Origin of the sequence: Pseudomonas sp. A2, assembly GCF_023100865.1 — a bacterium.
GTDB classification, from domain to species: Bacteria; Pseudomonadota; Gammaproteobacteria; order Pseudomonadales; family Pseudomonadaceae; genus Aquipseudomonas; species Aquipseudomonas asiatica.
The window spans coordinates 2,613,987-2,631,040 of sequence record NZ_CP039127.1 but is presented as its reverse complement, the minus strand read 5'-3'; the positions used below and the strand labels follow the sequence as shown (position 1 = coordinate 2,631,040).

The 17,054-nt window shown below is 62.7% G+C and carries 16 protein-coding genes; 8 read left to right on the top strand and 8 right to left on the bottom strand.

Annotated features, from left to right (window positions below; translation table 11 throughout):
- Nucleotides 1-45 precede the first annotated feature (45 nt).
- The 3 genes from pstA to pstS form a co-directional block, all read right to left on the bottom strand.
- Nucleotides 46-939, bottom strand: coding sequence for a phosphate ABC transporter permease PstA (pstA, locus tag E5221_RS12165; protein ID WP_023661149.1), 894 nt, complete (start codon nt 937-939; stop codon nt 46-48).
- Nucleotides 939-1,904 carry a phosphate ABC transporter permease subunit PstC gene (gene pstC / locus E5221_RS12160; protein WP_061550789.1) on the bottom strand — a complete coding sequence of 322 codons (966 nt, stop codon included), beginning with the start codon at nt 1,902-1,904 and terminating at the stop codon, nt 939-941. Before pstC ends, pstA begins: the two co-directional genes overlap by 1 nt.
- Nucleotides 1,905-1,976: 72 nt before the next feature.
- Nucleotides 1,977-3,008 (bottom strand): phosphate ABC transporter substrate-binding protein PstS, encoded by a 1,032-nt coding sequence (gene pstS, locus E5221_RS12155; RefSeq protein ID WP_232880824.1) that lies wholly within the window; start codon nt 3,006-3,008, stop codon nt 1,977-1,979.
- A gap of 289 nt (nt 3,009-3,297) precedes the next feature.
- Between pstS and E5221_RS12150 the strand changes: the two genes are divergently transcribed.
- On the top strand, nt 3,298-3,675 hold the full coding sequence (locus tag E5221_RS12150; protein WP_024086821.1) for a hypothetical protein: 378 nt from the start codon (nt 3,298-3,300) through the stop codon (nt 3,673-3,675).
- Between the two features lie 101 nt (nt 3,676-3,776).
- Here the strand turns inward: E5221_RS12150 and E5221_RS12145 are convergent, their stop codons facing one another.
- On the bottom strand, nt 3,777-4,010 hold the full coding sequence (locus E5221_RS12145; RefSeq protein ID WP_003259758.1) for a hypothetical protein: 234 nt from the start codon (nt 4,008-4,010) through the stop codon (nt 3,777-3,779).
- A gap of 239 nt (nt 4,011-4,249) precedes the next feature.
- On the opposite strand from E5221_RS12145, the gene E5221_RS12140 reads away from it, so the two are divergent.
- The 5 genes from E5221_RS12140 to E5221_RS12120 all read left to right on the top strand — a co-directional run bounded on the left by E5221_RS12140 (nt 4,250) and on the right by E5221_RS12120 (nt 9,853).
- Nucleotides 4,250-5,125: a universal stress protein gene (locus tag E5221_RS12140; RefSeq protein ID WP_247847545.1), complete on the top strand. Its 876-nt coding sequence runs from the start codon at nt 4,250-4,252 to the stop codon at nt 5,123-5,125.
- A gap of 346 nt (nt 5,126-5,471) precedes the next feature.
- Nucleotides 5,472-6,698 carry an MFS transporter gene (locus tag E5221_RS12135; RefSeq protein ID WP_013972141.1) on the top strand — a complete coding sequence of 409 codons (1,227 nt, stop codon included), beginning with the start codon at nt 5,472-5,474 and terminating at the stop codon, nt 6,696-6,698.
- Nucleotides 6,699-7,000: 302 nt separating this feature from the next.
- A complete protein-coding gene (locus tag E5221_RS12130) occupies nt 7,001-8,842 on the top strand; it encodes a potassium transporter Kup (protein ID WP_080604860.1) in 1,842 nt (613 codons plus the stop codon).
- A 105-nt stretch (nt 8,843-8,947) separates the two neighbouring features.
- Entirely contained in the window at nt 8,948-9,397 is a 450-nt protein-coding gene (locus E5221_RS12125; RefSeq protein WP_247847736.1) for a hypothetical protein, read from the top strand.
- 135 nt (nt 9,398-9,532) lie between these two features.
- Nucleotides 9,533-9,853: a hypothetical protein gene (locus E5221_RS12120; RefSeq protein WP_247847544.1), complete on the top strand. Its 321-nt coding sequence runs from the start codon at nt 9,533-9,535 to the stop codon at nt 9,851-9,853.
- Nucleotides 9,854-10,079: 226 nt separating this feature from the next.
- Here E5221_RS12120 and E5221_RS12115 read toward each other — a convergent pair whose 3' ends face one another.
- On the bottom strand, nt 10,080-11,705 hold the full coding sequence (locus E5221_RS12115; RefSeq protein WP_247847542.1) for a methyl-accepting chemotaxis protein: 1,626 nt from the start codon (nt 11,703-11,705) through the stop codon (nt 10,080-10,082).
- Nucleotides 11,706-11,958: 253 nt separating this feature from the next.
- On the opposite strand from E5221_RS12115, the gene E5221_RS12110 reads away from it, so the two are divergent.
- Nucleotides 11,959-12,357 (top strand): tetratricopeptide repeat protein, encoded by a 399-nt coding sequence (locus tag E5221_RS12110; RefSeq protein ID WP_247847540.1) that lies wholly within the window; start codon nt 11,959-11,961, stop codon nt 12,355-12,357.
- Between the two features lie 95 nt (nt 12,358-12,452).
- On the opposite strand, the gene E5221_RS12105 is transcribed toward E5221_RS12110, so the two are convergent.
- Nucleotides 12,453-13,943 carry a PLP-dependent aminotransferase family protein gene (locus E5221_RS12105; protein ID WP_247847539.1) on the bottom strand — a complete coding sequence of 497 codons (1,491 nt, stop codon included), beginning with the start codon at nt 13,941-13,943 and terminating at the stop codon, nt 12,453-12,455.
- A 15-nt stretch (nt 13,944-13,958) separates the two neighbouring features.
- Between E5221_RS12105 and E5221_RS12100 the strand changes: the two genes are divergently transcribed.
- The gene (locus E5221_RS12100) at nt 13,959-15,698 is read left to right on the top strand and encodes an NAD(P)H dependent flavin oxidoreductase family protein (RefSeq protein WP_348984760.1); all 1,740 of its coding nucleotides are present in this window, start codon (nt 13,959-13,961) and stop codon (nt 15,696-15,698) included.
- Between the two features lie 214 nt (nt 15,699-15,912).
- On the opposite strand, the gene dapA is transcribed toward E5221_RS12100, so the two are convergent.
- On the bottom strand, nt 15,913-16,779 hold the full coding sequence (gene dapA / locus E5221_RS12095) for a 4-hydroxy-tetrahydrodipicolinate synthase (protein ID WP_039613301.1): 867 nt from the start codon (nt 16,777-16,779) through the stop codon (nt 15,913-15,915).
- Nucleotides 16,780-16,900: 121 nt separating this feature from the next.
- Nucleotides 16,901-17,053 (bottom strand): hypothetical protein, encoded by a 153-nt coding sequence (locus E5221_RS12090; protein WP_247847536.1) that lies wholly within the window; start codon nt 17,051-17,053, stop codon nt 16,901-16,903.
- Nucleotide 17,054: the final 1 nt, after the last annotated feature.

The following is a 17,054-nucleotide window of genomic DNA, read 5'->3' as shown; positions in this document are numbered from 1 at the left end:
GGCTTTTGGCGCAGTGGATACGTTCAAGGTCGGATGCTCCCTTTCTCAATACTTGGGCTTGCCGAATACTCGGCTCAGAATGTTGATTACCAGCACGATCATCACCAGTACCAGCGAGGCCGCCCAGGCGAGCTCGAGCTGGTTGTCGAATGGCATGCCGGAGAAGTTGTAGATCAGTACGGCCAGCGAGGCCGTCGGGTTCATGACCGCCAGGTCGCCGTCATGCAGGATCCAGTAGTTGCTGAACAGCGCGGTGAACAGCAGCGGCGCGGTCTCGCCGGCGGCACGGGCCACGGCCAGCATGACGCCGGTCAGGATGGCCGGCAGGCCGGTGGGCAGGACGATTTTCCAGATCACCTGGGCACGGGTGCAGCCCATGCCGTAGGCGGCATCCTTCATGATCTTGGGCACCATCTTCATCGACTCTTCAGCGGTCAGCACGACGATGGGCAGCATCAGTACCGCCAGGGCCACACCACCTGCCGGCGCGGAGTAGGTGCCGGTGGTCATCACCACCAGGGCATAGGCGAATACGCCAGCCAGGATCGACGGCAGGCCGGTGAGCATCTTGGCGGCGAAGCGCGCGGCGTTGGCCAGCTTGCTGTCAGGGCCGAGTTCGGCCAGGAACACCGCGGCCAGGATACCGACCGGGACGGCGATGGCAGCAGCAATGCCGACCATGACGAAAGTACCGGCCATGGCGTTGCCAAAGCCCCCGCCCATCTCGAAGCCGGTGGGTGGCAGCTCGGTGAACACCTCCAGGTTGAGGCGTGCGCCACCGCGAGTGATCAGCATGTACAGCACGGAGATCAGCGGCACGCTGGCCACCAGTGCCGCGAACCATGCCAGCGTGGTCAATAACAGGCTGCGCAGGGAACGGCCTTCCAGCTTGCGCTGCAGGCTGGGCAACGCGTTTGCAGGGGTGGTGAGGTTGGTCATCATTTGTTACCCCGCTGGGCGTAGAGCATGATCATCGAGCCGAGTACGTTCACCGCCAGGGTGATGAACATCAGCACCAGTGCGGCGTACATCAGTACCTCGACCTCGTTCGGGCCGGCCTCCGGGAAGTTCAGGGCCAGCAAGGCCGCCAGCGTGTTGGCCGGGGCGAACAAGGACAGGGAAATGTTGTTGGCATTGCCCACCAGCATGGCCAGCGCCATGGTTTCACCCAGCGCACGGCCCAGGCCGAGCACCAGCGAACCAAAGATACCGGTGGCTGCCGATGGCACCATTACCTTGAGAATGGCCTCCCAGTGGGTGGCGCCCAGGCCGTAGGCGGCCTGCTTGGTCTTCATCGGCACGCTGGTCAGGGCGTCCTGCGAAACGGCGGCGATGGTCGGCAGAATCATGATCGCCAGCACCAGCGCGGCAGGCAGCAGCCCTGGGCCGCTCAGGGAAGTACCGAAAAAGGGAATCCAGCCCAGCTCGCTGTTCAGCCAGGTGGTCAGCGGGCGAATGGCCGGGATGACCACATAGATCCCCCACAGGCCGTAGACGACGCTGGGGATGGCAGCGAGCAGCTCGACGATGGTGCGAAACACCGCCGCCAGCCGGGCCGGGAGGAAGTCCTGGGTCAGGAAAATGGCCATGCTGACGCCGAAGAAACCGGCGATCAACAGGGCGATCAGGGCGCTGTAGAGCGTGCCCCAGATCGCTGGCAGAATACCGTACTTGCCTTGGTTGACGTCCCAGACACTGCCGAACAGCACGTCAAAACCGTGCTTCTCGATGCCTGGCAGTGCCTTGCGGCCCACTTCGTAGACCAGCGCGAAGACCAGCGCCAGCACCAGCACCACACCGATGCGTGCAAGCGCACGGAAGGTGCGATCAACCAGGAAGTCTTTCGCAGACGGTGGCTGGCACGCGGAGTCGGGGTTAGCCGGGATGGCAAAAGGAGTGTTCATGGGCAAGTTCCGGGACAGAGGGCAAACACACCCGGCATGGCCACCAGACCACACCGGGAGCGCCTGGGCGTGTTACTGGATGTTGGCGGACGCTTTGCGTACCTGGTCGACAACCGACGCTGGCAGCGGGATGTAGCCCATCGAGTCGGCGATCTTCTGGCCTTCGGTCAGGCTGTATTCGACCATTTCGCGCATGGCCTTGGCCTTGGCCGGGTTACCGTTGTCCTTGCGGAAGATCATCCAGGTGTAGGAGGTGATCGGGTAGGACTTGGCACCGTCCGGGTCAGGCAGCCAGGCCACCAGGTCCTCCGGCATCTTCACCGCAGCCAGCGCCTCGGCACCGCTCTCGGCGTTCGGCACTACGTATTGGCCGGCCTTGTTCTGCAGTTGGGCGAAGTCGACCTTGGCCAGCTTGGCGAAGCCGTATTCGATGTAGCCGATGGCACCTGGGGTCTGGCGGACGGTGGCGGTTACGCCATCGTTCTTCGGCGACTTGATGAACTTGTCGCTGGCCGGCCAGTTGACGGTGTTGCCTTCACCCAGCGCTTGCTTGAAGTCAGCGTTGATGGCCGACAGGTGCTTGGTGAATACCGCAGTGGTGCCGCTGGAGTCGGCACGCACGACCACGGTGATCGGGGTAGCTGGCAGTTTCAGCTCAGGGTTGGCCGCGACGATCTGCGGGTCGTTCCACTGGGTGATCTTGCCGAGGAAGATGTTGGAGTACACATCGCGTGGCAGCTTCAGCCCTTTGGGGTTGCCTGGCAGGTTGTAAGCCAGGACGATTTCACCGGCGGTCATTGGCAGCAACTGCACGCCCTCGCCGACCTTGGCGATTTCTTCGGCTTTCATTGCCGAGTCGCTGGCGGCGAAGTCGACGGTCTTGTTCAGAAAGTCCTGAACACCCGCCCCGCTCCCCTTGGACTGGTAGTCAACGGTGACACCGTCGGTTTCCTTGCTGAAGGCCTTGAACCAGGTCAGGTAGATCGGTGCCGGGAAACTTGCGCCGGAACCGGTCAGGCGGATGTTCTCTGCGGCAAAGGATGCCGAAGTGGCGCAAAGAGAAACGGCAACGGCGAGTGCAGCAGATTTCATCAGGCGTATCATCGAAAAGCGCTCCGTGTGATGGCCGGCACACTTTGCAGCAGCAATGTTACAGCTTTGTGACCGATGAATGGCAGGCCGCACGGTAGAGCCGTCTGGCGGCGCCATCACGGCAACATCAGGGGCCAGAGCCCTGGAGCGGTTCCTGTCTGAACCCTACGGCTTCGATGTGTCGGTTGAATGACTGTTTAGAGTGGGCAACCGGTTTGCTGGCACCGCTGGTCGATTACCGGGCACTCTGGCGTTGCCGCGGCATTCAACCGCTCATGTAAACCAGACGGGAGTGAATGCCATGCCACGCGGCGACAAGGACAAATACACCGACAAGCAGAAGCGCAAGGCCGAACATATCGAGGAAAGCTACGAGCACAAAGGCGTGCCGAAAGACCAGGCCGAAGCGCGGGCCTGGGCCACCGTGAACAAACAGTCCGGTGGAGGCGAGAAGAAAGGTGGCTCGGGTAAGGCTACATCCTCCAGCGAGAAGAAAACTGCCCGCTCGGACTCGGCCAAACGGGCGGCGAAGTCGCGCCAAGGTCATTCCCGCACATCGGGCAGCTCCCTGGAAACCCAGAGCAAGCAAAGCCTGATGAAGGAAGCGCGCAGCAAAAACATCAAAGGGCGCTCCACCATGACCAAGGCACAATTGGTGGAAGCGCTCAAGCACGCATGACCGCAAGCCCTGAACCGGGCGCAATCCCTGTGGGAGCGGGCGTGCCCGCGAAGAACGCAATGTGATGCATGGCACCGGCTACGCCGGTGTCCGCCACAGCATCAACCATTCCCGGCGATATCCGCCGTGTCGGCATCCCGGCAACTGTTGCGGGAAGCGCATACGAATTCCGCCTCGGCACGTGTGGGGTAGTTGAGGGTCAGGCGCAGCTTTTCCTGTGTGTCATAAAGGTCATAGCCCTCCCCTAACGTTGCGGGAAAGCCAAGACTACGCGGGTAAATCTCTTTCTTGAGCGGCACAGCGGGAACCACAACAAAGCGCATCTGCATGATCATCCCCCTCCCGGCAGTCTCTTAGTATTAGTACTGCTACGGGAAAGCATCAAGTTGACTCATGCAAACAATCGCAATAGCCCTGCGAGCCTATCAGCCGAAGTGCTCCCTTGACGCACGTCAAGCCGCTGAGCCGGGTTCGCGCGACGATGGCTGTCAGCAAGGAACGAATCGAAAACCGCCATGCGCATTGTGCTCAAGGCCATCCAGCACTGTGCGCGGCCTTGGATAAGGAGTCCCACATGAGCCACCTGAACCACGTACTGGTAGCAACCGACCTGTCCACCTCCGCCCGCAACGCGGCAGAGCGCGCTGCGCACCTGAGCAAGGCGCAGCAGGCATCGCTGGACCTGCTGTACGTTGCCAACCCGGCCCCCTTCGAGCGCTTGAAGCTGCTGGTCGCACCTGGTGATGATCTGCTGAAGCGCGTGCTGGATACCGCTGGCGAAAAAATCCGCGCACTGGCTGCAATGCTGTTCCAGCGCCATGACATCGCCGCTGGCGTGCAGGTCGCGCACGGCTCGGTGACCACGGAGATCACCCGTGTGGTGCAGGATAAACGCAGCGACCTGCTGGTGTGCGGGGCGAAGGGCCAGAGCGTCGCGCGGCGCCTGCTGCTGGGCTCTACGGTGCAGAAGATGCTGAACCGCATGCCCTGCCCTTTGCTGGTGGTCAAGCAGGCGCCACGCGATGCCTACCGGACCTTGCTGGTTGCAGTTGATTTTTCGCCTTCGTCACTGCGCTCCATCGAACTGGCAAAAGCCATTGCCCCACAGGCCGAGATCATTCTGTTGCATGTTTACGAAGCGCCGTTCGAAGGCAGCATGCGTTTCGCCCACATCGACCATGACACCCTTGCACACTACCGCAATGTCATCCGCAAGGATGCGGTCCAGCAGCTCGCGGCCTTGAGCGAAACCGCCGGAGTGGCAGATGCTCGGCAAATCGTGGTGCATGGCGACCCTGCCTGGCGGATTGCCGAGCAGGAACAAGAGCTGGAATGCGACCTGATCGTGGTTGGCAAGCAAGGGGAAAGCGCGCTTGAAGAGCTGCTGATAGGCAGCGTCACCAAGCATGTACTGAACGAATCCCAGTGCGATGTGCTGGTATCGCCATAGGCCTGTCCTTCGCGGACAAGCGACTCATTGGTTAAGTGAGGTTTTGTAGGAGCAGCCTTGTGCTGCGAAGAGGCCGTGACAAGCAATACAAAGGCTTTTTCACTACCGGCCTCTTCGCAGCACAAGGCTGCTCCTGCAATGGACGCTTCAAACGAGCGATATTTGTTCTCTGCGCTCCCATCCAACAGCGGGCGCTCTGCGCAAGGCGTTTCATCGATTGCGCTGATGATTACTATCGAGCGACCCGCATGTTGGCCAGGCGAAACCGCCCCCTATAATCCCCGGCAAATTTCCCCCGCTCCTTGCGCCTGCTTCAGGCGACATCCCTCTCTTGGAATCCAATACCATGCCAAGTGCCAGCCAGGCCCCTCGCGGCCTCCCCGAGCATGATCAACAAAGCGTCAGCCAGCAGTGGCTGGCAATCCTTTCGGTCGCCGTCGGCGCTTTCGCCCTGGTGACCAGCGAGTTCCTGCCGGTGGGCGTACTCAACGATGTTGCCAGCGACCTTGGCATCAGTGCAGGCCACGCCGGCCTGATGGTCACCCTGCCCGGCATCATGGCCGCCCTCGCCGCCCCGCTACTGTCGGTGGGCATTGGCGCCCTGGACCGTCGCTACCTGCTGATCGGCCTGACGCTGATCATGATCATCGCCAATGCGGTAGTAGCCTACGCCAGTGACTTCAACCTGCTGCTGTTCGGCCGCGTGCTGCTGGGCGTGAGTATCGGCGGCTTCTGGGCAACGGCCATTGCCCTCAGCGGCCGCCTGGCGCCAAAGGGCGTGGGCGTAGCCCAGGCCACCTCGATCATCATGGTCGGTGTAACCCTGGCCACCGTGCTGGGCGTGCCGGTAGGCACCTGGTTGAGTGGCCTGATGGGCTGGCGCATGACCTTCCTGATAACCGCGCTACTGGGCATACCGGTGCTGCTGGCGCAGATCCTTTTGCTCCCGCGGCTCAACCCGGACAAAGCCATTCGCATCAGCGACCTGCCGGCCCTGTTCATCAACCCACAGGCGCGGGTTGGCCTGATTGCCGTGTTGCTGATCGGCCTGGCGCACTTTGCCGCGTACACCTATGTCGCGCCCTTCTTCAAACAAAGCTCCGGCTTCGATGGGCCTACCATTGGCTCGTTGCTGCTGCTTTATGGCGTGGCCGGGGTATTCGGCAATATCTTCGCCGGTTTCGCCGCCAACCGCAGCGTACGTCACACCCTGCTGCTGGTAGCGCTGATGATCGGCACCAGCACTGCCCTGTTCCCTCACTTCGCCACCGGCATGACCGGTGCCGCAATGCTGATCGGGTTGTGGGGCTTCGCCTTCGGCGCGTTCCCGGCCTGCGCCAGTATCTGGATGTTCGTCGTCGCGCCCAAGGATGTCGAACGTGGCATGCCGCTGTTCGTTGCCATGTTTCAGGTGATCATTGCACTGGGCTCGTTCTTCGGCGGTCGGATCGTCGACCAGCTGGGCAGCTCGGTGTTGCTGAGCCTGGCCACGGCCCTGGTGGGTTGCGGTTTCGCTACGGTGCTGGTGCTGGGGCGTAACGTCAGCAACAGCCTGGCGGCGCAACCTGGCTGACCAAACCATCGCCGGCAGGCCAGCTCCCACAGGGACCACGTAAACTCTTGAAGTCTGCGCTGTACCTGTGGGAGCTGGCCGGGCCGCAAAGCGGCCCCGAATTGCTTAACTGACAAAATATTGGGGCGCTGGCTGATTTTTTACGCTCTTTTTACGACTGAGCCGGCAGACAGAAGGAATACTGGGCGCGCGATGCTCAGGGATGGCATGCATTTATACCCGCCAGTCCAGAGAAACCTTTCGTGAGCCAGTCCACCGTCATCGCAAATCAATCCCTTCCCGCCAAGTCCAACCCTGTCGGCATGCTCGTCGCCGCTGTCGGCGTGGTGTATGGCGACATCGGCACCAGCCCGCTGTACACCCTCAAGGAGGTGTTCGCCGGGCACTATGGCGTACAGGCCAACACCGCTGGCGTACTCGGAGTGCTGTCGCTGGTGTTCTGGTCGTTGCTCTGGGTGGTATCGCTCAAGTACGTACTGTTCATCCTGCGTGCCGACAACCAGGGCGAAGGTGGCATCATGGCCCTGACCGCCCTGGCGCATCGGGCGGCGGCGCCCTACCAGCGCCTGGGCAGGATACTGGTGCTGCTCGGCTTGTTCGGCGCCGCGCTGTTCTACGGCGACAGCATGATCACGCCGGCGATTTCCGTGCTATCGGCCGTCGAGGGCCTGCAACTGGCCTTCGACGGTATCGAGCATTGGGTCGTGCCACTGTCGGTGGTGGTGCTGGTGGCCCTGTTCCTGATCCAGAAGCATGGCACCGCGCGCATCGGCATCCTCTTCGGGCCGATCATGGTGCTGTGGTTCGTCGTGCTGGGTGCACTGGGCCTGCACGGCATCGTCCAGCGCCCGGAGGTGCTGCAGGCACTCAACCCGCTCTGGGCGGTGAAGTTCTTCGTGCTGCACCCGGGCATGGGCGTGGCGATCCTGGGCGCGGTGGTGCTGGCGCTGACCGGCGCCGAAGCGCTCTACGCCGATATGGGGCACTTCGGCCGCAAACCCATCGCCCGGGCCTGGTTCCTGCTGGTGCTGCCCGGCCTGGTACTGAACTACTTCGGCCAGGGCGCGCTTATCCTCGGCGACCCGCAGGCAGTGCGCAACCCGTTTTACCTGCTGGCGCCCGAATGGGCCCTGCTGCCCATGGTCGGGCTGGCCACGCTGGCCACCATCATCGCGTCCCAGGCCGTGATTTCCGGTGCGTTCTCGCTGACGCGCCAGGCCATCCAGCTGGGCTACGTACCGCGCATGTTCATCCAGCACACCTCCAGCGAGGAACAGGGGCAGATCTATATCGGTATGGTGAACTGGGCACTGATGGTTGGCGTGGTGCTGCTGGTGGTCGGCTTCGAGTCGTCCGGGGCGCTTGCAGCAGCCTATGGCGTAGCCGTGACCGGGACCATGCTGATCACCACGCTGCTGGCTTCGGCAGTGGTGCTGTTGCTGTGGAAGGCACCACGCTGGCTGGCGGTGCCGATGCTGCTGGCATTCCTGCTGGTCGACAGCCTGTATTTCGCCGCCAATGCGCCGAAGATCCTCCAGGGCGGTGCATTTCCGGTGATTGCCGGCCTTGCACTGTTCACCCTGATGACTACCTGGAAGCGCGGGCGACGGATGATCGTCGAGCGGCTGGACGAAAGTTCGCTGCCGCTGGACCTGTTCATTACCAGCCTCAAGGCCCAGCCGCCTCACCGCGTGGGCGGTACTGCCGTATTCCTGTCCGCCAGGCCCGAGGCGGTGCCTCACGCCTTGCTGCACAACCTGCTGCATAACCAGGTACTGCATGAACAGGTGGTGCTGTTGACCGTCGTGTTCGAGGACGAGCCACGGGTCAACGCTGGCAAGCGCTTTGAGGTCGAGGAGTTTGGTGACGGCTTCTTCCGCGTGAGCCTGCATTTCGGCTTCATGGAGGAGCCCGACGTGCCGTTGGCGTTAAGCCGCTGTCAGCGTGCGGACCTTGAGTTCGGCCCCATGCGCACCACTTATTTCCTCAGCCGGGAGACGGTCATTGCAGGCAGGCAGATGGGCATGGCCCGCTGGCGTGAGCACCTGTTTGCCTTCCTGCTGAAGAATGCCAACAGCAACCTGAAGTACTTCAAGCTGCCGCTGAACCGGGTGATCGAGCTTGGCACCCAGGTCGAGATCTGAGCAGTCATGGACCACGATCCTTTTGTCAGGACGACAGAACTCGCAAGGCCGCTGCATGTCTTACCAGCACCTGAGCTCTACCTGCGCCGTTGGAGGCGAAACAACATGAGAAAAACCCTGGTGGCCGTCTTTGCGTGTGCTCTGGCATTCGGCGCGACGGCAATGTTACCTGCCGATATCTCGCCGATGGGTTCCGCGTATGCCAAAGGCGGTGGCGGTGGCGGTGGCGGCCACGGTGGTGGTGGTGGCCACGGCGGCGGCAATGGCGGTGGACGTGGCGCCGGCATGGGTGGGCACAATGGTACTGGCAATGGTGCGGGTCTCGCGGGTGATCATGCCGACAAGGCTACGCGCGATCATGGTGTGAGCGGCAATCATTATGGAAGCTCACGTAACCAGGACAACGGCCATGGGACCACCACCTCAGGCATTGCCCAGTCCAAGGATACTCGCGGCTTGACGAAATCTACCGCTATCTCGGGGACTACGCCCGGTGATCACAATGCCAAGGGGCTGAGCGGCGCGGTACAAAACTCCTCCAAGAATGATCGATGAGCTTAAGGCTGCCAGGTACTGAAAGGGCCTGGCAGCCGCTTCGTCGAAAGGCTGCGCACTGCGGAACTTGAAAGGCAACCTTATGTCGTATCCGCACTCAAATTTCCCCCCTGCGCCTTTTGGAAGCGAACAAACATGAAAAAAAACCTGGTAGCCGTCTTTACCTGTGCGCTGGCGCTTGGCGCAACTGCATTGTTGCCTGCCGATGTCTCGCCGATTGGTTCTGCATATGCCAAAGGTAATGGCAATGGCGGTGGCAAAGGTGGGTTCAATGGTAATGGCGCCGGCTACGAGAGTGATCATGCAGGCAAGGCCACCCGCAACCATGGCGAGAGCGGCAATCACTATGGAAGCCTGCGCAATGATGACAACGGCCGTGGCACTACCCGGTCCGGCATTGCCCATTCCAAGGAACACAACAAGGCCGGGCGCTCCTCTTCGAAGCACGATCGATAACTGAAAGCGCACATGGCGTGCCCTCGAACCGGGCGATGCGGTTGATGGCACCGGCTGCGCCGGTGTTCGCGGGCGCGCCCGCTCCCACAGGTATGGCGCATTCCTTCAGCTGGTGGGGCCCCTGTGGAAGCGGGTTTACCCGCGAAGCAGGCGACGCGGTGGAAGGCACCGGCTACGCCGGTGTTCGCGGGCGCGCCCACTGCCACAGTCTGGTGCCCGCCAGACCTCAAACCCTGAACCGCGCCACCAACGCCGCCATCTCCCCCACCAACCCCGACAACGCCTTGCTCGCCTCACTGGTCTGCTGCGCACCCGCAGCCGAGGATGTCGACAGCTCGCGAATGTTCAGCAGGTTGCGGTCTACCTCTCGCGCCACCTGCGCCTGCTCTTCGGCTGCACTGGCAATCACCAGGTTACGCTCGTTGATCTCGCCGATCGCACTGTAGATACCCTCAAGCACCTGCCCCGAGGCCAGGGTCACGTCCAGCGTCGACTGGGCGCGGCTGGTACTGGCCTGCATCGAGGTCATGGCCGCTTCGGTACCCGCCTGCACGCGCCCGATCATCTGCTCGATTTCCTGGGTCGATTGCTGCGTGCGGTAAGCCAGCGTACGCACTTCATCAGCCACCACCGCAAAGCCGCGCCCGGCCTCGCCCGCACGGGCGGCCTCGATGGCGGCATTGAGTGCCAGCAGGTTGGTTTGCTCGGACACCGAGCGAATCACTTCCAGCACCTTGCCGATGTCCCGCACCTGCCCGACCAATTGCTCCAGATGCGCGCTGCTGACCTGGATCTCCCGAGTCATGGCCTCGGTGCCGTCGATGTTGTCGTTGACTTGCCGGCGGCTTTGCGCCGCCAGCTGGTTGGATTCGCTGGTGGTCTGCGAGGTGGTGATGGCATTGCGCGCAACCTCCTCAACGGCCGTGGTCATTTCGGTAACGGCGGTAGCGGCCTGCTCCAGCTCCTGGCCCTGCTGGCGCAGGTTGTTGGCGCTTTCCTCGGTGACCGTATTCAGCGCCGTGGCGGCTGCGTCCAGCTGCCTGGCACAGTTGCTGATCTGCCCCAGGGTGTCGCGCTGGCTCTGCTGCATGCGCTCAAGTTCATGGAACAGCTGGCCGATCTCGTTACTGCCCTGCCCCTGCACCGGCACGCTCAGGTCGCCGCCGGCAATGCGCTGGAAGTGCCGGCCAGCTTCGCGCAGCGGGTGCAGCACGCGCTGGGCAATAAAGGCCCAGCACAGCACCGCCAACACCAACGTCACGCCCAGCAGCCCCAGACTCAGCAGTTGGGCGCGCGCCAGGCGCCGGTCGGATTCCAGCATGATCTGCTGACCGCGCTCACTCAATGCGCCGACCAGTTGCTGGCGCAGCGCCTGCAGCCGGCCCATGGCGTTGCCGGCGTCGGTGTTGACCTTGAAATACTGCTCGAGCGAACGTTGACGGGTTGCCTCACGCTGCCCGGCGACCGCCTTGGAATACTCGCCGTAGGTGGTTTGCAGTGCCGTTGCCAGTGCGTGCAGCGCAGGCTCGCGGGCGTTTTCGACAAACTCGTCCACCAGCTTCTGGCTCTTGTCGTTCAGCTCGACCGACAGCGCCATGCGCTTGTTGGCGCTTTCCTCATGACCACCCAGCTGCTCGATGAAGCCTGAGGACACATTGGCACTGGCGCGAATCGCCATCAGCAATGCATTGTTCAACCGGTCCGACTGGTGCGCGGTCTGGTCCAGTTCGGTGATCTGCTGGTCGCTGCCCACCGCCGCCCGCCAGGCACTGACGGTGGAAAACAGCAGGGTCACGCTGAACAGCGACAGCACCCAGAACATTCCGGTGCGGATCTTCAGGTTGGCAAGCATGGGGGCAGTACTCCTTGTTGGCACCACTTCTGGTCGATGATTCGACGGTGGGTGTGCTGCTATCGGAGGTACTGCCCCAGGCTTGAGGCGCCGGAGTGCGGTTATGGGCGGTAACCGAACAGATGTTGTCGAGGCACAGACCGGGCAACGGGCAACAAGCCGACCAGGCGGGAACTTCAACGTTCCAATTCGGTCGATAGCATCCCCTCGCCCTGCAACCTGGCCTGCCCAAGCCCTGCCGAGTCTTCCGCCGATGCCCAGCACACCTGTTCTGTCAGCCCTGCTCCTGTTGTTCAGCGCAATCACGGCTCAGAGCGCACTGGCCGGCGAACGCTACGCGCCCGCACGCAGCAACAATGCTTCGACGGTACTGATCGAAACCGCCTCGCAACAGTATGCCGACGGCCAGCTGGACCAGGCGGCGGCCACCCTGGAGCGTGCGCTGCACATTCAACCGAACAACCCGGCAACGCTGCACTACCTTGGCGTTTTGCGCCTTCAGCAAGGGCAGTATGAACAGGCCGAAACCCTGGCGCTTCGCTCCAACCTGCGTGTTGGCAACAATCACGCCCTGCGCAGCCGCAACCTGCAGCTGATAGAAGCCGCGCACAAGGCCCAGGGCTCGGGCATGCTGCCGACGGCTGCGCATTGACGGCGGCAAGACGCTGCGCGCGACGCTATTGTTCTGCCCGGTGATATAGGCAGCCTCGTCGCTGGTCAGGACTGCCAGGCAGGCTGTCCTTTCTACTACCCGGTAATCGCCTTCGCCGCCTGCGCCAAACGTTGTGTAGCCAGCCGGATTTCATTCATGTCCAGCGAGGCGAACCCGAGGCGCAAGGCATTTTCCGCATGACCAAACGGCGAAAACTGCCGGCCACTGCGTACCACCAGGTCCAACTCCAACGCCTTGCCAACCAACTGATCCACATTGATCTCGCCAGCAAACCTCACCCACAGCGCCAGCCCACCTTCCGGCTCGCGCACGGTTACCTGCTCGCCAAAGGCATCGCGCAAGCAAACCAACAGTGTCTCTCGACGCCGGCGATACTCCCGGGCGACCCGACGCAAGTGCTTCTTCAGTTCGCCATCATTGATCAAGTCCGCCAGCATCTGCTGCATCACCGCATCGCCCTGCCCCAGGGTCAGCGTCGCCCTGCGTTCGAGCGCTGCGGCCACCTCCGCCGGCGCCACGATGAAACTGCAACGGAACGTACTGCCCAAGGACTTGGACAATGAGCCAATGTAGATCACATGCCGCTGCTGACGGTCGCTGGCCAGCGGCAGGTAAGGTCTCCCGGCAAAGTGGTATTCATGGTCGTAGTCTTCCTCGACCACGCAGAAGTCGTGCTGCCGCGCCAGTTCCAGCAACTGCTGCCGGCGCCCGGCAGGCAGGCTGACCGTGGTCGGGAACTGGTGATGGGGTGTGATGTACAGCATGCGTACCTGGTGCAGCCGGCACAATGCATCGATCTGCTCGACCCGACAGCCCTCCTCATCCAGGTCCACGGTGACCAGCCGGGCGCCCAGCTGGCGGAAGATCTCCCACGCAGGCGGATAGCTCAGGCGCTCTACCAGCACAACGTCACCGGGCTTGAGCAGCACGCTGGCCACCAGGTACAGCGACATCTGCACGCCCTGGGTCAGGCAGATATGCTCGGCGCCAACGTTCAGGCTGCGATTGTGCCGCAGCATGTCGGCCAAGGCGCTGCGCAGGGAGTGGCTGCTGCACGCGCTGCCATGGCGCACGGTGTTCGCGGCAAAGCTGTTGCGCAAGGCATTACGGTAATAGCGGTGCAGAACGGTCTGCGGCAGCAGGCGGTGGTCACAGGCGCCGTTGTCGAAGAACAGCGCACCCGGCCGATCCTGCTGCGCGGCAGCCTGTTCGTTGGCCGCGAAGTAGGCAACGGCAGGCTCCTGCTGTAGCACCAGGGCAAAGGGCTGCGCTGCATCGGGCTCGGCCAGGGTGCCAGCCGCCAGCTGCCGACTGACGAAGGTGCCACGGCGCTGCACGCTTTCCAGCCAGCCCTTGGTCTCGGCTTCCTCGTAGGCGAGGATCACCGTCTTGCGATTGACGTTCAGCAGTTGCGCCATTTCCCGCGTGCCGGGCAACGGCGTACCGGGGCGCAGGCGGCCCTCGGTGATAGCGGCTACCAGGCCCTCGACGATCTGCCTGTACGAAGCCTGCGGCTGCGCCCCGTCGAGCTTGAGCAGCGGCTGCCATTTGCGAAGCTGGACCATGTGAATTAACCGAAACTGGAGGTTCTACTGGTCCTGGACTATAGCAACAATCGAACCTCCACTTGCCCCGAGGTGCCCATGCAGAACCGCCACGTCATTGAATTGTCGCCCTCGGGCAAAACCTTCGACGCCAGCCAGGAGCTGCTGCTCGATGCCATGCTCGCCAGCGGCCTGCCGGTGCCCTTCTCATGCCGCCGCGGCGCCTGCGGGTCGTGCAAGGTCAAGGTGGTGTCGGGGCAGTATCGGGACAAGCAGCGGGCGGCAGACATGCCCGCGCCCTGCTACCCCCTGGCCGACGACGAAATGTTGCTGTGCCAGAGCCACGCCTGCAGTGACATGTGCCTGGAAATTCCCGGCTGGTCCCTGGAAACCCAGGCGCTGGAAATCCACGCGCAGGTTCATGGCAAACGCGAACTGAGCGCCGATATCATCGAACTGGTGCTGCAGCCTGCACAGCCATTGGCGGTAAGGGCTGGCCAGTACGTACGCTTTCGGCTCGACAACGGCGACAGCCGCTGTTTTTCCATCGCCAACCTGCCCGCCCGGGACCAAGGGCAACTGGTGTTTCACATCCGCAAGGTAAGCGGCGGCCTGTTTACCGAACGCCTGCTGCCAACCCTGCAAGCAGGTGACAGCTTGAAACTTGAAGGGCCGGTGGGTGCCTGCACCTGGCAGCACGAGGCCCAGCGCCCCCTGGTACTGTTCGCCACCGGTACAGGTTACGCCGGCATCAAGCCATTGCTGCTGACCGCCCTGGCAGGTGATGCCGAGGTCACGTTGTACTGGGGCGGCAGATCGGACGCCGACTTCTATGACCGTGAGTTTCTCGACCAGGCCAGCCGTGCACACGCTCACTTTCGCTGGCACCCGGTGCTGTCGGACCAGGCGCGCGTGCAGCAGGTGGCGCTGGCCCAGGCCCATCGCTGGGCCGACACCCAGGTCTATGCCTGCGGCAATGCCACGATGATCAGCCAGGTTCGCGAGCAGTGCCTCGCAGCAGGCCTGCAGCCCCATCGTTTTGTCGCGGAGGCTTTCGTTGCCAGCGGCACACTGGCGCCAGAGGCTTCAACAGCCAGCCCGTTGCACCCGGAGCTGGAAAAAGTCGGCCCACGCTACTCGCTGGACGGCATGCTCGCTGCCCGCGAGCAGTCGGTGCGGGCCGTTGCTGCGATAGCGAACCAGCTGAAAGTCGGCATGACCACTGCCCAGGCGCTGGAGATGGCCGCGCAAACCTTGCAGGCGATGGGTGCATCGCACACCTGGCACCCGACCTACATCCGCTTTGGCGACGACACCGTGCGCACGCCGCGCCAAGGCATTGATCTGCAACATGTATTACGTACTACGGATATCGTCGTGGTCGACGTCGGCCCGGTATGGGATGGCTATGAGGGCGACTATGGCGACACCTTCGTGTTCGGCCAGCACGAGCTGCACCACGCCTGCGTCAAGGCACTGCATGAGGTGTTCGACGAAACCCGCCAGGCCTGGGGCCGTGGCTTGACCGGGCGCGAACTGTACGACTTCGCCGAGCGCAGTGCCCAGGTAAAAGGCTGGCAGCTGGAGCGCAACCTGGCCGGGCATCGCATCGCCGACTTCCCGCATGTGCTGTATGGGCAGGACAAACTGGCCGAGGTGGAAATCGTCCCGAGCGAAGTGGTGTGGGTGCTGGAGATCCAGTTGTGCCACCCTAGCGAGCCGGTCGGGGCGTTTTTCGAAGACATCCTGATTGGTGAGGCCAGGTCGGTCTCCTGAGGTGAAAATTTAGCAGGGGCCCGGTAGGAGCAGCCTTGTGCTGCGAAGAGGCCGGTACAGGCAACAGATACGAATTGTCAGTACGGGCCTCTTCGCAGCACAAGGCTGCTCCTACAAAGGACGCGCCAAGTGAGCGATATTTGTTTTCAACGCGCCAGCGCAGCTCAAAAGGCCGGGCATTCGTCAACAGAACAACAGCCCGGTAGGTACACCCTCAAGCGCCGAGCAAATCCACAACGCTTCGCAGCTTGCCCCGGGTCATCTCCGTGCACGCCTGCATGGGCTCTCGCAGTTCGTCGGTCATCAGCCCCTGCAGCTGCAAGGCCGCCTTGACCACAGCCGGGTTGGGCTCGGCAAAGGCCATCTTTATCCAAGGCAGCAATTGGTAGAACGTGCCGCGCGCGGCTACCCAGTCGCCATGGTCGACCTGCTGCAGCATGCGCACGTACAGGTCGGCCCGCACATGCGCCGAAGCCGAAATGGCCCCTGCGCCACCCAGGCACAGGTTGTTGAAGATCTGCACGTCCTCACCGGCCAGCACCTGGGCGTGGCCGTCCTGGATCAGGGCCATGGTGGTCTCGCTGTCACCGCCGCAGTCCTTCACCGCCGCGATGCGCGGGTGGCGCACGATGCGGCGCAGGGTTTCACGCTCGATACGTACCCCGGTGCGGTAGGGTATGTCGTAGACGATCACCGGTACGCTGGCGGCATCCGCCACGGTGCTGAAGAACGCTTCGATGCCGGCCTGCGAAGGCCGGATGTAGCACGGCGCAGGGACCAGCAGCCCGCCAATCTCACGCCGCTGGATTTCAGCCTGGAAGGCCAACAGCTCGCGCAAGTTGTAGCCCGACAGGCCCATCACTACCCTGCCCGGCTCCACCCAGGCCAGCACGGCATCCAGCACGGCCAGTTGTTCGGCCTTGGACAGCGCCGCCGCCTCGCCCGTGGTACCGCATACCACAAAACCGGCCACACCCTCTTCGAGCAGCTTCTTCACCAGTTTTTCCAGGGCGGCGAAGTCGACTTCATTGGCGCGCAATGGCGTGACGAGGGCAATCCAGATACCACGGAAATTCGACATGCAAAAACTCCTGATGTTGACCGAAAGTCAGCGTCAGCAGGGCGGAGAGTCGAAGTGGTCTGGCAGGGATACCTGGCGCCTTCTGTCTCGTCAGCCCACCTGACGAGACAGCGCGCCTCGGTCAGATGAGCGGCTGTTTCTTGGATTTCTTGGCAACGGCAACGCACGCGCCTGCCTGGGCGATGAAGCCCAAAGCGAAAATGGCGTGGTTGAAAATGGACATGCCGGCAAGCCCGTTGCGTGAATATGGCTGGATAATGGTGGCGCGGCGCACT

Coding starts and splice junctions, on each gene's coding strand:
- E5221_RS12105 (WP_247847539.1), bottom strand. CDS start 13,943: ATGGTCCAGCTTCGCAAATGGCAGCCGCTGCTCAAGCTCGACGGGGCG.
- pstA (WP_023661149.1), bottom strand. CDS start 939: ATGACCAACCTCACCACCCCTGCAAACGCGTTGCCCAGCCTGCAGCGC.
- E5221_RS12140 (WP_247847545.1), top strand. CDS start 4,250: ATGAGCCACCTGAACCACGTACTGGTAGCAACCGACCTGTCCACCTCC.
- E5221_RS12135 (WP_013972141.1), top strand. CDS start 5,472: ATGCCAAGTGCCAGCCAGGCCCCTCGCGGCCTCCCCGAGCATGATCAA.
- E5221_RS12125 (WP_247847736.1), top strand. CDS start 8,948: ATGAGAAAAACCCTGGTGGCCGTCTTTGCGTGTGCTCTGGCATTCGGC.
- pstS (WP_232880824.1), bottom strand. CDS start 3,008: ATGATACGCCTGATGAAATCTGCTGCACTCGCCGTTGCCGTTTCTCTT.
- dapA (WP_039613301.1), bottom strand. CDS start 16,779: ATGTCGAATTTCCGTGGTATCTGGATTGCCCTCGTCACGCCATTGCGC.
- E5221_RS12145 (WP_003259758.1), bottom strand. CDS start 4,010: ATGATCATGCAGATGCGCTTTGTTGTGGTTCCCGCTGTGCCGCTCAAG.
- E5221_RS12130 (WP_080604860.1), top strand. CDS start 7,001: ATGCTCGTCGCCGCTGTCGGCGTGGTGTATGGCGACATCGGCACCAGC.
- E5221_RS12120 (WP_247847544.1), top strand. CDS start 9,533: ATGAAAAAAAACCTGGTAGCCGTCTTTACCTGTGCGCTGGCGCTTGGC.
- E5221_RS12150 (WP_024086821.1), top strand. CDS start 3,298: ATGCCACGCGGCGACAAGGACAAATACACCGACAAGCAGAAGCGCAAG.
- pstC (WP_061550789.1), bottom strand. CDS start 1,904: ATGAACACTCCTTTTGCCATCCCGGCTAACCCCGACTCCGCGTGCCAG.
- E5221_RS12110 (WP_247847540.1), top strand. CDS start 11,959: ATGCCCAGCACACCTGTTCTGTCAGCCCTGCTCCTGTTGTTCAGCGCA.
- E5221_RS12115 (WP_247847542.1), bottom strand. CDS start 11,705: ATGCTTGCCAACCTGAAGATCCGCACCGGAATGTTCTGGGTGCTGTCG.